Source organism: Nocardia macrotermitis (assembly GCF_009604405.1).
Lineage (GTDB): Bacteria > Actinomycetota > Actinomycetes > Mycobacteriales > Mycobacteriaceae > Nocardia > Nocardia macrotermitis.
In genome coordinates this window covers 64,034-77,176 of the sequence record NZ_WEGK01000011.1, presented here as the reverse complement: position 1 = coordinate 77,176, position 13,143 = coordinate 64,034, and the positions used below count along the sequence as shown (strand labels likewise).

Annotated in this window: 13 protein-coding genes; 4 read left to right on the top strand and 9 right to left on the bottom strand. The window is 67.7% G+C overall.

Going from position 1 to position 13,143, the window contains the following annotated elements; genetic code table 11:
- The first annotated feature begins 24 nt into the window (after window positions 1-24).
- From NRB20_RS24105 to NRB20_RS24090, 4 genes are all read left to right on the top strand, one after another.
- Window positions 25-738, top strand: a complete 714-nt coding sequence (locus tag NRB20_RS24105) for a hypothetical protein (RefSeq protein ID WP_153412839.1) — start codon at window positions 25-27, stop codon at window positions 736-738.
- Entirely contained in the window at window positions 735-1,367 is a 633-nt protein-coding gene (locus NRB20_RS24100; protein ID WP_153412837.1) for a hypothetical protein, read from the top strand. The genes NRB20_RS24105 and NRB20_RS24100 overlap by 4 nt, the downstream gene beginning before the upstream one ends.
- A gap of 52 nt (window positions 1,368-1,419) precedes the next feature.
- Entirely contained in the window at window positions 1,420-1,683 is a 264-nt protein-coding gene (locus tag NRB20_RS24095) for a hypothetical protein (RefSeq protein WP_153412835.1), read from the top strand.
- 74 nt (window positions 1,684-1,757) lie between these two features.
- A complete protein-coding gene (locus NRB20_RS24090; protein WP_153412833.1) occupies window positions 1,758-2,426 on the top strand; it encodes a phosphate signaling complex PhoU family protein in 669 nt (222 codons plus the stop codon).
- Window positions 2,427-2,728: 302 nt separating this feature from the next.
- On the opposite strand, the gene NRB20_RS24085 is transcribed toward NRB20_RS24090, so the two are convergent.
- From NRB20_RS24085 to NRB20_RS24045, 9 genes are read right to left on the bottom strand one after another with little or no spacing between them, the layout of a single operon-like run.
- Complete coding sequence (locus NRB20_RS24085) at window positions 2,729-4,075, bottom strand: MCE family protein (RefSeq protein WP_153412831.1); 1,347 nt, start codon at window positions 4,073-4,075, stop codon at window positions 2,729-2,731.
- On the bottom strand, window positions 4,072-5,199 hold the full coding sequence (locus NRB20_RS24080) for an MCE family protein (RefSeq protein WP_227833816.1): 1,128 nt from the start codon (window positions 5,197-5,199) through the stop codon (window positions 4,072-4,074). The genes NRB20_RS24085 and NRB20_RS24080 overlap by 4 nt, the downstream gene beginning before the upstream one ends.
- A complete protein-coding gene (locus tag NRB20_RS24075; RefSeq protein WP_194289988.1) occupies window positions 5,196-6,428 on the bottom strand; it encodes an MCE family protein in 1,233 nt (410 codons plus the stop codon). Before NRB20_RS24075 ends, NRB20_RS24080 begins: the two co-directional genes overlap by 4 nt.
- The gene (locus tag NRB20_RS24070) at window positions 6,425-7,456 is read right to left on the bottom strand and encodes an MCE family protein (protein WP_153412828.1); all 1,032 of its coding nucleotides are present in this window, start codon (window positions 7,454-7,456) and stop codon (window positions 6,425-6,427) included. The genes NRB20_RS24075 and NRB20_RS24070 overlap by 4 nt, the downstream gene beginning before the upstream one ends.
- Window positions 7,453-8,490, bottom strand: coding sequence for an MCE family protein (locus NRB20_RS24065; protein WP_153412826.1), 1,038 nt, complete (start codon window positions 8,488-8,490; stop codon window positions 7,453-7,455). Before NRB20_RS24065 ends, NRB20_RS24070 begins: the two co-directional genes overlap by 4 nt.
- Window positions 8,487-9,659: an MCE family protein gene (locus tag NRB20_RS24060; RefSeq protein ID WP_153412824.1), complete on the bottom strand. Its 1,173-nt coding sequence runs from the start codon at window positions 9,657-9,659 to the stop codon at window positions 8,487-8,489. Before NRB20_RS24060 ends, NRB20_RS24065 begins: the two co-directional genes overlap by 4 nt.
- Window position 9,660: 1 nt before the next feature.
- Window positions 9,661-10,509, bottom strand: a complete 849-nt coding sequence (locus tag NRB20_RS24055; protein ID WP_153412822.1) for an ABC transporter permease — start codon at window positions 10,507-10,509, stop codon at window positions 9,661-9,663.
- Entirely contained in the window at window positions 10,506-11,330 is an 825-nt protein-coding gene (locus NRB20_RS24050) for an MlaE family ABC transporter permease (RefSeq protein WP_153412820.1), read from the bottom strand. The genes NRB20_RS24055 and NRB20_RS24050 overlap by 4 nt, the downstream gene beginning before the upstream one ends.
- Entirely contained in the window at window positions 11,330-13,129 is a 1,800-nt protein-coding gene (locus NRB20_RS24045; protein WP_153412818.1) for a multicopper oxidase family protein, read from the bottom strand. Before NRB20_RS24045 ends, NRB20_RS24050 begins: the two co-directional genes overlap by 1 nt.
- Window positions 13,130-13,143 lie beyond the last annotated feature (14 nt).

Below are 13,143 nucleotides of genomic sequence, written 5' to 3'. Positions count from 1 at the left end.
AGAGTATGTATTGGAGAGTCGAGGATGGCGGACAACGACGCCGACGAGCCGACGCACGCCGAGCCCTCGGACGAAGCGGACGCTGTCGCCGAGTCATCCACGCAGGCCCAGCCTGCGGATGCCGTACCGAGCGAGCGATCCGCGAAGACATTGTCTCCGGAAACAGCGGATGCGGCAGCACGAACGCCGGACACCGCGGCGCGAACATCGGAGCCCGCGGGCACGACCGAGTCCGGCCCCGAGCCGAGGCCGATACTCGGTAAGCGAATGCTCGCGTGGGCCGCGACCGCCGTCGTCATCGTGGCACTGGCGGCCGTCACCACAACGCTCGTCCTGCAACACCGCACCGCGACCCGCGAACAGGCCGACCGCGCCGCCTACCTCCAGGCAGCACGCCAGGCGGTCGTCGACCTGACCACCATCTCCTCCGGCAGCGCCGACGCGGATATCGCCCGCATCCTCGCCGCCTCCACCGGCACCTTTCACGACGACTTCGGTTCCCGCTCAACCGCTTTCACCTCGGTCGTCAAGCAGGCGCACGTCTCGACCACCGGAACCGTCACCGCGGCGGGCATCGAATCGATGTCCGGTGACGACGCGAAGGTCCTGGTGGCCGCCACCTCCAAAGTCACCAATTCCACCGGCGCGAACAACGAACCGCGCATCTGGCGACTCCGGGTGATCCTGCACCGAACCGATGGCCACATCCTGGTCTCGAACGTGGACTTCGTCCCATGACGAGCCGTATCGAAGGGAACGCCGTGGAGGCGGAACCGGCCACCGACAATTCGACCACCGATAACGCAGGCAGCCAGGACAATTCGGAGCCCGTGCGCGAAACGGCCTCGCCCCTGGGCGAATCCGGCACCGATATAGCGCCCACCTCGCGCCGAGGGATGCTCCGCCACTGGCCTGCCGCACTCGTCGTGGTAGCACTCGTGATCACGACGGTCTGGTCGATCCTGCAATACCGCCACGACACCGAACTCACCGCCGCCGACCGCGAAGTCGGCCCCGCCGCGGCCGATGCGGCCGCCGCCGTGCTGTCCTACAAACCCGCCACCGTCGCCGCGGACCTGGCTCGCGCGCACTCCCACCTCACCGGTGACTTCGCCGGTTATTTCGAGAAACTCGGCACCGACGTGGTGATCCCGGCGGCCAACGGGCGGCACATGAGTTCCACCGCGACAGTGACTGCCACATCCGTCGTTTCGGCCGATTCCGGGCACGCGGTGGCGCTGGTGTTCGTCAATCAGACGACCACCGCGGACGATCTGGCACAGCCCACCACCATGTCCAGCAGCCTGCGTCTCGAGCTGGTCAAGGTAGGTGAACATTGGCTGGTCAGTAAGCTGGACACCGTATGAACTTCGCAATCCCGCACGCCGCGTTCGGTTTCGAGGTCTATGGTGTTCCGTTATGGCGACCAGAGATGTCACTGTGACAGTGACCGTGGACAGCTTCGAATGGGATTCGCTGTGCGACGCCGCGGTGTGCGCGGGTATGACCGTTCCGGACTACGTGGCCTGGAACGTGCGTCAGATCGCGCAGCGGTCGCGGCCCAAGGGTGTCGCGGTCCCCGGGAAGCGCGGCGCGCGTGAGGAGGCCGGCGAGACCGCCGCGTGGACCGAAACCTTCTCCCAGCGCCTACAGAATCGCAACGAACAGTTCCGCAACGACTGAACTGCAGCATGATCCGGACACGCCGTCGCCCGGGTCGGTGACACGCGGCGCGCCCGAATGCGATTGAATCGGGTATGCGCAGCGATTACCACGACAACCTGCGGCAGCTCGCACAGCTGCAACACCAGATCTGCCTACAGGACCGGACCGCGATCGCCGATGCGACCCAGGCCCTGGTCACGGCCGATATCGAACTGGCCGAGGCCGCGATCGATTCCGCGGCCCGCGTCGACACCATGACGCAGCAGGCCGAGCAGGAGTCGATCCGATTACTCACGCTGCAAGCGCCCGTGGCGAGCGAATTGCGGCAGGTGGTCACCGCCATCCAGTTGATCGGCAATCTCCAGCGGATGGGCGCGCTGGCGGGTCATGTCGCGGTCAGCGCGCGCCGTCGGCATCCGGACTTCGTTGTCGCGGATCCGGTGCGGCCGTTGATCACCCGCATGGGCGCGGCGGCGGTCGCGATCGCCACCAGCGCCGCCGAGGTCCTCGAATCCGGCAATCCGGACTCCGCGGCCGCGCTCGACGCCCAGGACGACGCCATGGACCGCCTGCACGAGGAGCTGCTGGGTCTGGTGCTGAACCCCGACTGGGGCTACGGGGTCACCGCCGCGGTGGATCTCACGCTGCTGGGCCGCTACTACGAGCGTTTCGCGGACAACGCCGTGGAAGTCGGCCGCCGCACCATCTTCCTGGCCACCGGCGAGACCGCCGAGACCTGGACGCCGCCCTGCCCGGAATGAATCGGGCCACTGCCGTCGATTCGGATCGCCCGCACCTCGAATCACATTCCACCGCGCTGTAAATCGGATGCCGCATCCGGCACCGCGTGGATGATCGACTTCCATGACGAGCGGCGCGAAGCGGATGCTTCACCTGAATTTCCTTGGCACAGAGCGGTATCAGCGTCGATACCGCCGGGCGTAGGTACTCGATTCCTACGACGGTGGGGCCAGCAACGTGAGCAACGGGAGTGGCCCTACTGAATTTCCTTGACACAGACCGGCATCAGCGTCGACACCCCCGGCCGTAGATACTCGATTTCCTACGGCGGTGGGGCCAGCAACGTGGGCAGCGGGAGTGGCCTTCCTGAATTGCCTTGGCGTAGAGCGGGATCGGCGTAGAGCTTGCCGTCGTTGCCTACGTAAGTGCCGTCAGTTGGCGTGTAGGTGGTGACGGCGGCGGCCGGGTGGGCGAGCGTGGGTGACTGTGTGGTGGTGCCCGATGGGTTGCGGCAGAGTTGGACCGTGGCGGCGCGGCGGCCCGGGAATTCCATGCAGGGGAGATTGCGTGCGCCGCGGACGGCTCGCGGATCGTTCTGTGCGACTTTGCAATACAGGTTCGGTCGGGTCGCCGGGGTGTCGGTTTGCGTGGGTGAGCGGCGTTCGTTCGGGGGAAGGAAGCCCTCGATGCAGGGGGGCGGGTCGTTGAGTTGATTGGCGAAGAAGGTGTTCTGGCCGGGGTCGTCGACGTTGGGCAGACCGGCGGACTGGGTGGCGGCGATCAGGGGCGGGTAGAGCACCAGGATCTGTTCCAGCGACGGGTTATACACGGCCGCAACCTGTTCCACGGTGACCAGATTGGACAGCAGCAGCGGCAGGGTGGGGCGCAACCGGGTGAACAGGGCGGTGACCTGGTCGGCGGCGGGACCCGCCGCGGTGATGACGCCGCGCAGGTCGCCGTCGCTCGCGCGCAGTGTTCCGGTCAGCGCGGCCAGCGAGGATGCCCACCGGCGGATCTGGTCGCCGGTGACGGTCTGGGTGTCCAGCAGCGGTCCGAGCTGATCGATCAGGGTCGCCGCCGGGCCGTCGACCCCGGCCGCGGCGTGGGCCAGTTGGTGCAGGGCATCCACCAGCTCGCGCAGCTGCGGGCCGAGACCGTTTACGGCGGTGAAGGATTCGTCCAGGACGGTGCGCAGGTTGCCGGGGCCGATCGCCTGTAGTGAGGATTCGATCCGGTCCAGGATGCGGCCCACATCGGCGGGGGTGGAGGTGCGGTCGGCGTGGATCACCGCGCCGCCGGTCAGGTACGGCCCCGCCGCGCGGCGCGGGACCAGGTCGACATATTGCTCCCCGACCGCGGACATACTCCGGACCGCCGCGTCCAGATCGGCGGGCACCTCGACCGAGGATTTCAGCGAAAGTGTGGCGCGCGCACCGGAATCGGTGGTCGTCAACGCGGTCACCTTGCCGATGGTGACGCCGCGATAGCTGACATCGGCGTTGGTGTACAGGCCGCCGCCGTCGTGCAGTTCGACGCCGATCGTGTAGCGCCCGATACCCATTCGCTGCGGCAACTGCGCGTAGACGGTCGCGGCCGTCACTAGTGACACCACCGCGATGACCGCGAACACCCACAGTTTGCGCGGCAGCGGCCGCGGCCGGCGGCTCATCGCGGACCGCCGGGCGTCAGCAGGTTCGGCAGCGGGACGGGTGCGGTCTGGACCGGCCCGGGCGCGGTGTGCCCGATGATGGCCTCGAGTCCGGTCAGCATGCCCTGCAACGGAGTTCCCAGCAGCAGCGCGTTGTCCAACGTACTCAGTCGCAGATCCAAGGTGACCTCACCGTTGGCGTAATCCCCACGCACCGCGTTGGCGTAGGTGTCGATCGGGAACGGGTAGGTGAGCAGATACCGCAGCGACTCGGTCAGGGAGCTGCCCGAGTTCGCGAGCGAGGCCAGAACCGGTTGCAGGTCACGCAATTCGGCGGTGATGTCGTCGCGGGTGTTGCCGATCAACGCATTCGCCGTGCGGCCCAGATCGCCCAGGCCGGTGAGCGCGCGCGTCAGCTCGACCCGCCGATCCCGGATCACCGTCAACGCCGGTTCCAGATGCGTTATGGCCGTGGCTATCTCGTCGTGATGGGCGGCCAGGCGAGTACTGAGGGCATCGATTCCGGCGATGGCGTCGACGATGTCCTGTTTCTGCGCGTCCAGGCCGCGCATCAGCGTGTCGAGTTTGGTGAGCAGCGCGCGGACCGCATCCTCGCGACCGGACAGCGCCGCATTCAATTCGGTGCTGATATCGCGGATCTGGGCCAGTCCGCCGCCGCTGAGCACCAGCGACATCGAGGACAGCGTCTGCTCGGTGGTCGGAAAACTCCCGGCGTGCGCGAGCGGGATCAGCGAACCGTCGTGCAAAGTTCCGCGCGCGGCTTCGGTTGCCGGAGCGGCGAGTTCGATGTGTGTGCTGCCGAGCAGACTGGTCTGCCCGACCTTCGCGGTGGCGTTCTCCGGCAGCCGCACCCCGCGTTCGAGCCGCACGGTCACCAGCGCATGCTGCCCCTCGAGCGCGATATCGGTGACCGAACCGACCGTCACATCGTTCACCAGCACCGGCGAATTCCGTTGAATGGTCGAAACATCCGGCATCTGAATACGCACCGCGTACGACCCCTCCCCGTGCCCCACGGTCCCGGGCAACGGCAGCGAGTTCAAACCGCGCCAACCACAACCACTTCCGCAGGAGACGACCAGTCCCAGCACGACCACCAGCGTGGCGATTCGGCGCACGGTCATCGCGTACCTCCCGGGACGAGCAGTTGCGACAGCGGCGCGGGGGCGGCGGCGCGGGGTGCGAGACCTGGTGGGCTGTAGACGACTTGGCCCGGCAACGCAGGTACGCCACGGGTCGGGTTGACGCCGATGGGCGGGTAGTCCGTGCGGAGCAGGTTCAGCAGCGGGCCGAGGTATTGGGCGCACAGTTTCGCGCCCTGTTGGGCGTCGGTCTGTTCGGCGGCGGCCAGTGCCGAGCAGACGAAGTTGACCGGGTTGGCGAAGTTGCTCAGGGCCAGTGCCGAGACGACGGCGTTGTGGGCGGGCTGGTAGATGCCGTCCAGGTTGGCCAGGGCGTTCGGCGCGACGTGCAGCACTTGGGCCAGGCCGTCGCGCTGCTGGGCGAGGGTGGCCGCGACCGAGGACAGCGAATCGGCGGTGGCGCCCAACCGATCCCGGTTGTCCGCGACGAATCTCGTCACCTCACCGAGCGCACCGTCCAGGCCGCTCAGCGCGTTACCCAGATCGGCGCGATTGTCCGCGAGCAGCGTCGACACCGTGGCCAGGCGATTGTTGATCGAAACGATCTGCTGCCCGCTCTGGGACAGCGCGCTGACGAAGATCTGGAGGTTCGCGACGATCGAGACCAGATCACCGCGTCCCTGCGACAGCGTTTTCATCGCATCGGACAACGTGGCCAGCGTCTGATGCAGATTCGCCCCCTCACCTCGGAGATTGGCCGCGGCGGTGTCCACGACCTGTCCGATCGGGCCGCGCGGATCGGTATCGGTCGGGCCCAGCGCGGTGGCCAGCCGCTGGAGCTGCACCTTGATCTGATCCCACTCGACCGGAATCGCGGTGCGGCCCAACGGAATCGTCGCACCGTCGCGCAGCGTCGGCCCGGCGGTGTAGGCGGGCGCGAGCTGAATGAATCTGGAGGACACCAGATTCGGCGACATGATCACGGCCTTCGCGGCGGCGGGGATCGGCTGCCCGGTGTCGACGTGGAAGCGGACCCGCACGCGGTCCCCTGCCGGTTCGATCGCATCGATCCCGCCGACGGTGACACCCATGACCTTCACCTCGTCACCGGTGTACAACCCTGTGACAGAGGTGAATTCGGCGGTGAACTCGTTTCGCGTGAACTGCGGGGCTACCACGTACGACACCACCGCGAGCACGATCAGTATTGCCACCACCGCGACCCACATCAACGGTGAGCGTCGCCGGACCGCCCGGGTAACCGAATTCATCGTCCCCCCTGGGGAATTGCGGGAGCGGCCGGGGCGGGTGCGCCCAGCGCGGCGTCGACGTACGGGGCGATGAGCTGCCCGGGGATCAGGTTCTGGATGTAGGAGTTGAAGAACGGGCCGCTGGCCACGGCCTCACCCAGTTCGGTCATGTACGGGCCGAGGCGGGCGATGGCGGTGCTGATGTTGGCGTTATTCTTGCTCAACACGGCGAGCACGGCATTGACCTTGTCGAGCGTCGGCCCGAGCTGCGCCTGATTGTCACGCACCAGACCACTGAGCTGCGTGGCCAATTTCGACACGTTGCCGAACAACGTCGCCACCGCGTCCCGACGGCTTTGCAGTTCTCCCAGCACGGTATTCGCGTCGATGACGAGCGTGTCGAGCTGACCGCTGCGCTGCGCCAGCACCGTGGTCACCCGACCGGCGTGCTCGAGCAGATCACGCAACTGCTGATCGCGTTCGGCGATGGTGGCCGAGAGCCGCCCGACACCGTCCACGGCCGCGCGCAGATCGGCGGGCGTCTGCTGCAAGGTTCCGGCCAGCACCTGCATGGCCTTGCTCAGTTGCGCGGTGTCGATATTGCCCGCGGTGTCGTTCAGGTCGGTGAGCGCGTCGTTGAGGTTGTACGGCGAGGTGGTGTGGTCGAGTCCGATCGTGCTGCCCGGCCGCAGGATGCCCCGCCCGGACGGTTGCAGCCGCAGATGCCGCGCTCCCAGCACGGTCGCGGTGACGATCCGCGCGCTGGTGTCGCCGCCGAGTCGCACCCCGCAGCCCAGATCGAAGTCGACGGCCACCGCGGCGTGGTCGATGGCGATGTGACGCACTGTGCCGCAGTCGACTCCGGCCACCTCGACCACGTCACCGGTGTGCAGGCCGCCGCTGTCGGTGAACAGCGCGCGATAGCCGCTGTTGTTGCTCAGGAACGGCAGCGCGCCGATGTTCAGGGTGGCCAGCACCACCAGCCCGATCAGCACCGTGCCGAGTAGTCCGGCGCGAAAGACGTTGCGGGTCTCGTTGTTTCGTGTCATTTCGGCGCGCACCGCCCTGTGGTCTGCCCGATCAGCGGGGTGGTGAAATCCTGGCCGCCGGGTCCGTCGAGTTTGATCCGCAGACCGCACAGGTAGTAGTTGAAGAAGTTGCCGTACGCGCCGAGCCTGGTCAATGCGGCGTAGGTGTCCGGCAGTCGGCCCAGGATGCTGTCGAGGGTGCCGGATCCGGCGTCGAGTTGGGTTGCGGTGCGGCGCAATTGGTTCACGGTGCCCGCGAGGGCCGGGCGGTCCTGGGCCAGCAGACTCGCCAGCGACGCGGTCGAGGCGTCGATGTGGGTGAGCGCCCGACCCCACGCCTGGTCGTCCTGGGCCAGGCCGGTGGCGATCTGCTGCGCGGTGTCCAGGGCCGAGGACAGTTCGGCGCTGTGCTTGTCGACGCTGCCCAGCACCGTGTCCAGATTGCTCACCACGCGGCCGATCACCTCGTCGCGATCGGCGAGTGTGCTGGTCAGCGACGCGGCGTGCACGAGCAGCGACTGCACGGTGCCGCCCTGGCCCTGCAGTACCGCGATCAGTTCCCCGGACAGGTTGTTGATCTGCACCGGATCGAGGCCGCGGAACAGCGGCTGGAAGCTGCCGATCAGCAGATCCAGATCCAGCGCCGGTTGGGTGTGGTCCAGGCCGATCGTGTAGCCCGCTGCCTCGGGCACGGGATCGCCTGGGCCGTCCTGTAATTCGAGGTATCGGTCACCGACCAGGTTCTGGTAGCGCACGATTGCCCGCGTGGCGCGCGTAATCCGGTAATTGCCATCGACATCCAGCGCGACCTGCCCGCGATAGCCGCCATCCGAGCCCACGGCGTCGACGCCGACCGCGGCCACCCGTCCGACCTCCACCCCGGCCACCCGGACGAAATCGCCCTTCTGCAAACCGGATACGTCGCTGAACTCGGCGTGGTACCGGGTGTGCGCGTCGAATCGGTACTGGCCGAACACGATCACCAGGGCGACCACGATCAGCAGCATGACCGCGGCGAACAGTCCGGTCTTCACGGTCGTCGCGGTGCGGCTCATCGCGTACCTCCCTTCGCGGCGTAGAGCAGATTCAGCAGGGAGCCGGGGACCAGTTGCGGTGCGGTGCCCGCACTCCGGAACGGGTCCACTCCGGTATCGGCCACGATGGCCGGGGTCGGGACCTGACTCATCGTCACCTTCGGCAGTGCGCCGCACCGGGGTCCGCCGCTCGCGCGCACCACCGGCAGATTCGCCGGATACGTGTACGGGCTGGTGCCGAGCAGGAACGTCGAGCGCAGCAGCATGGTCGCGCCGTTGCCGCCGGACACGGGTTCGGCGAGTTTGCGGGCCTCGTCCGCGCCTTGCAGGAAGCAGGTGAATTCGGGCGAATATCTGCCCAGCAGTGTGGTTGTCGGGCGCAGCAGGCCGATCGCGGAGATCAGCGGCTCGGTGTTCTGCGTCAGCACCTGATCGGCCGTGCCGGACATGCCGATCATCGACAGCAGGGCCGAATCGAGGGTGTCGTTGGTGGCCACCAGGGTGTCTGCGGTGGTGGAGGCGTTGGTGAGAGTCGCGGACAGGTCGTCCGCGGCGTCGGCGTAGACGGTGGCGGCGTCGGCGGTCGACCGGAAGTCGTGCCGCAGCTGCGGAAGTCGCGGATTCACCGTTGCCAGTACGGCATTCGCGTCGTCGATGGCGCTGCCCAGATCCGCGCCCTGCCCGCGCAGTGCCAGGGCGAGCGCCGAGAGCGTGGTGTTCAGTTTCTCCGGCGCGACGGCTTGCAGTATGGCGGTGAGTGATTCGAAGACCGAGTCGATCTCCACGGTCACCGAACCCGCGCGAATGGTCGTCCCGGCGCGGATGGGTCCGGCGGACTCGTCGCGGGGATCGGTCAGGGTGATGTACTTCTCCCCGAAGATGGTGGTGGAGGTGATGTCCGCGCCCGAGCCCGCCGGAACCTGTTGCGCCGCACCATGATCCAGCCGCACATCGACCACCGCACCAGCCGATCCCTGTTCGACCCGCGCCACCCGGCCGACCTCCACGCCGTGCCGTTTGACCAGCGCGCCGGTCCGCAGCGCCAGTCCCGCGCGACCGGATTCGATGGTGATGTCCACCGCCGGGCGGAACGCGCCCCGATACGCGGCATAGGTCACCGCGAGCACGCCCGCGAGTGCGAGCGCCAACACGAGCGCCGCGAATTTCCTGGCCAGTGAGTGCCGGTTCATCTCACCCCGCCAGATGTAGTTGCCGGGCGCTGCCGTACAGCGCGAGGGAGATCAGCAGCGTCACCGTCACCACGCAGATCAGCGACAGGCGTACCGCGCGTCCAGTGGCCACGCCGACCCCGGCCGGGCCGCCCACGGTGTGGAATCCGTAGTAGGTGTGCACCAGCATCACCACCACGGCCATCGCGATGGCCTGCGCGAACGACCACAGCACGTCGTCCGGGTTGAGGAAGGTGCCGAAATAGTGGTCGTAGACCCCGGCGGACTGGCCCAGCACCAGCACCGTGGTGATCCGGCTCGACAGGAACGCCGCCACCACACTCAGCGCGTACAGCGGCACGACCACGATCAGCCCCGCCAGCAGCCGGGTGCCGACCAGATAGGGCACCGAGCGGATCGCCATCGCGTCCAGCGCGTCGATCTCCTCGCTGATCCGCATCGCGCCCAGCTCGGCGGTGGTGCCCGCGCCGATGGTGGCCGCCAGCCCGACGCCCGCGGTCACCGGCGCGACCACCCGCACGTTGACGTACGCCGAGAGGAATCCGGTGAACGCCTCCACCCCGACGCCGCCGAGCGCGTGATACCCCTGCACCGCCACGGTCGCCCCGGCGAAGAAGGTCAGGAATCCCATGATCACCACGCTGCCGCCGACCAGCGCGAGAATGCCTGTGCCCAAACTGATCTCGGAGATCAGCCGCAACGTCTCGTCCCGGTACGCGCGCGCGGCCCGCCCCACCGACAGCACCGAGCGCAGATAGAACAGCACCTGATCGCCGACGAGGTCGACCGTGCGCCCGACCGCGCCCGCCCGGCGGCGCAGCGAGCCGATCGCATCACTCGCGCTGATCATCGCCGCCCACTTCCCAGCGCCAGGCCGACCGAGGTCAGCACCAGATTCGCGACGAACAGCGCGATCGCCGCGAACACGACGGTCTCGTTGACCGCGTTACCGACGCTCTTGGGCCCGCCGGTGACCGACAGCCCGCGATAGCACGCGACCAGCCCCGCGATCCCGCCCGACACCGCCGCCTTGAACTCGGACAACGCCAGATCCCCCGATCCGACCAGCAGCGTCACGCTCGACGCGTACGCACCCGGTGACACGTTCTGCAAATACACCGAGAAGAAGAACCCGCCGATCAACCCGATCGCACACACCGCGCCGTTCAGCAGCACCGCGACCACCGTCGAGGCCAGCACCCGGGGCAGCACCAACCGCTGCACCGGATCGATCCCCAGCACCTCGATCGCGGAGATCTCCTCCCGGATCACCCGCGACCCGATATCCGACGCCATCGCCGTGGCCCCCGCCCCCGCGACGACCAGCACTGTCACCAGCGGCCCGATCTGCGTCACCGCACCCAATCCCGCGCCCGCCCCGGACAGATCACTCGCCCCGATCTCCCCGAGCAGCGAGTTCAACGTGAACACCACCAGCACCGTGAACGGAATCGACATCATCACCGTCGGCAACAACGACACCCGCGCCAGAAACCAGCACTGCTCCACGAACTCCCCCCACGGAAACCGCCCCCGCCCCAACGCCCGCGCGGTATCCAACGCCAGCAGATAGAACTCCCCCAGGGCACTCACCGCACCCCGAACCCCGCTCGCCGCCTTCCCTACCCCCGCTTGCGCTCGAATCGGCAACTGCCGCAACCGCTTGGTCATCAGCGCACCGTCCGATAGCGCAGCATCATCTCGTGGTCTTCATGGTCCAAGAGGTGGCAGTGCCAGACGTAGCCCTGTAGTTCGGCGTGCGACATGGCGCTGTGGGACATGGGATGTGTTGTGGCCATATCGGTTCCGGTGAGGGCGGCGGGGAAGGTGGCGTCGGGGTCGAAGCCGAGTTCCGCTGCCGTCGGGAAGCGGACGATGAGGCAGGTGACGGTGCCGCCCTCTACGCGGACGGTGTCCTTCCATCCGGATTCCCACGCGGCGGGCGGTTGTGCGGGACCGGCGAGGAAGTTCTCCGCCGAGGGGGTCCACTTCACGCCGACGGGTGGTTGCGGGTTGGCGAGCTGATAGTCGATGGTGCGCAACGGAGTTCGGCTCAGGATGCGGAAGTTGACCAGGTGGATGTGGATGGGGTGGGGGTCGGGGGTGATGTTGATGATGTTCCACTGCTCGACCGTGCCCTGGCGGGGCATCTCGATCTCGGGGTCGTCGAAGGTGAGGTTGTTCAGCACCATGATCGCCGGTGGCATGCGTACCGCGTAGGGCTGACTCACGGTGAGGTTCCGCACCACGGTCGGCTGCTCCAGCGGAGGCAGCGCGGCGGGCAGGCCCGAACCGCCCCGAAGTCGTTGCGGCACAGTGCCGGTGAATCCGCGTCGGCTCGCCGCGCGGAACCGGCAGAACAGCGGCATCGCGACCTCACCGAGGATCGCGGCCTGGAACACCGGGGCCTCGTCGTTGCGCAACTCGACGGTCTCCCCCGGCGCGAGTCCGGAGAAGTCGACCAGCAGATCCACCCGCTCCGCGGGCTCGAGCAGCAGATTCCGCACGGGCACAGGCTGATCCAGCAGACCGTGGTCGTTGCCGATCACCCAGAACCGCATCCGGTTGCCGAAGAACAGATTCCACAGACTGAACGAGGCGGCGTTGAGCACCCGGAACCGATACAACCCGCGCGCGACCTCGAGCTCCGGCCACACCGCACCGTTCACGAGCCCGACGTCACCGACGCCGCCGCCCTCCCAGAGCCCCTGCGGCACAACGACAGTCGAACGCAGACTCTGATGCCCGTCGGCGGTGAACAACTTCTCCTGCAACACCAGCGGCAGCTCGAACTCCCCCGCGGGCAGTCCGAGCGGATTACCGGGCGCGCCGGTGTCGAATTCGTCGCGCAGCAACATCATTCCGGCGAGCCCGGCATAGACGTTCGCGCGCGTGATGCCCATCGCATGGTCGTGATACCAGAGGTTCGTGGCGTACTGACGCAGCGGAAAGTGGTGTGTCAGAGCCTGTCCGGGGAAGACGAGTCGTTCGGGATGCCCGTCGCTGTCCGGCGGCGTCACCCCGCCGTGCAGATGGAACGAACACGGCGGTGAGGTCCGGTAGCGCTCGGACACCCCGTGCACGGTGGTGTCCATATCCGCCGCGAACGGGTGCGTGCCGATCCGGTTGCCGAATCGCAGGGTCAGCGGCTCGTCCACGCGATGTTCGATGGTCGGGCCCAGATAGTCCATGCCGCCGTAGCCGAGCGCGGGCGAGGGACCCAGGTCGCGGTGGAAGCGATGCGTCGTCGTGGCGGCGTTCAGCGTCAGATCGGTACCGCGCAGCACCGGCATCCGGGGCATCTCGTCGACGAACGGCCGCAGCGGCGGGGAGTGGAACAGCAACGGACTCGGTGGCAGCGCGGGCGGGTCGGCGGCGGCGAGATCCACTGTGCGGCAGTACATTCCCGCGGCGACCATACCGACTCCGGCACGACGTAAGAATCCCCGGCGGCCGATCGGTCCGTCCATCGCTGGTCCTCCTC

Excerpts from the sequence above, each read along its gene's own strand:
- NRB20_RS24105 (WP_153412839.1), top strand. The coding sequence starts at position 25 with ATGGCGGACAACGACGCCGACGAGCCGACGCACGCCGAGCCCTCGGAC.
- NRB20_RS24100 (WP_153412837.1), top strand. The coding sequence starts at position 735 with ATGACGAGCCGTATCGAAGGGAACGCCGTGGAGGCGGAACCGGCCACC.
- NRB20_RS24095 (WP_153412835.1), top strand. The coding sequence starts at position 1,420 with ATGGCGACCAGAGATGTCACTGTGACAGTGACCGTGGACAGCTTCGAA.
- NRB20_RS24090 (WP_153412833.1), top strand. The coding sequence starts at position 1,758 with ATGCGCAGCGATTACCACGACAACCTGCGGCAGCTCGCACAGCTGCAA.
- NRB20_RS24085 (WP_153412831.1), bottom strand. The coding sequence starts at position 4,075 with ATGAGCCGCCGGCCGCGGCCGCTGCCGCGCAAACTGTGGGTGTTCGCG.
- NRB20_RS24080 (WP_227833816.1), bottom strand. The coding sequence starts at position 5,199 with ATGACCGTGCGCCGAATCGCCACGCTGGTGGTCGTGCTGGGACTGGTC.
- NRB20_RS24075 (WP_194289988.1), bottom strand. The coding sequence starts at position 6,428 with ATGAATTCGGTTACCCGGGCGGTCCGGCGACGCTCACCGTTGATGTGG.
- NRB20_RS24070 (WP_153412828.1), bottom strand. The coding sequence starts at position 7,456 with ATGACACGAAACAACGAGACCCGCAACGTCTTTCGCGCCGGACTACTC.
- NRB20_RS24065 (WP_153412826.1), bottom strand. The coding sequence starts at position 8,490 with ATGAGCCGCACCGCGACGACCGTGAAGACCGGACTGTTCGCCGCGGTC.
- NRB20_RS24060 (WP_153412824.1), bottom strand. The coding sequence starts at position 9,659 with ATGAACCGGCACTCACTGGCCAGGAAATTCGCGGCGCTCGTGTTGGCG.
- NRB20_RS24055 (WP_153412822.1), bottom strand. The coding sequence starts at position 10,509 with ATGATCAGCGCGAGTGATGCGATCGGCTCGCTGCGCCGCCGGGCGGGC.
- NRB20_RS24050 (WP_153412820.1), bottom strand. The coding sequence starts at position 11,330 with ATGACCAAGCGGTTGCGGCAGTTGCCGATTCGAGCGCAAGCGGGGGTA.
- NRB20_RS24045 (WP_153412818.1), bottom strand. The coding sequence starts at position 13,129 with ATGGACGGACCGATCGGCCGCCGGGGATTCTTACGTCGTGCCGGAGTC.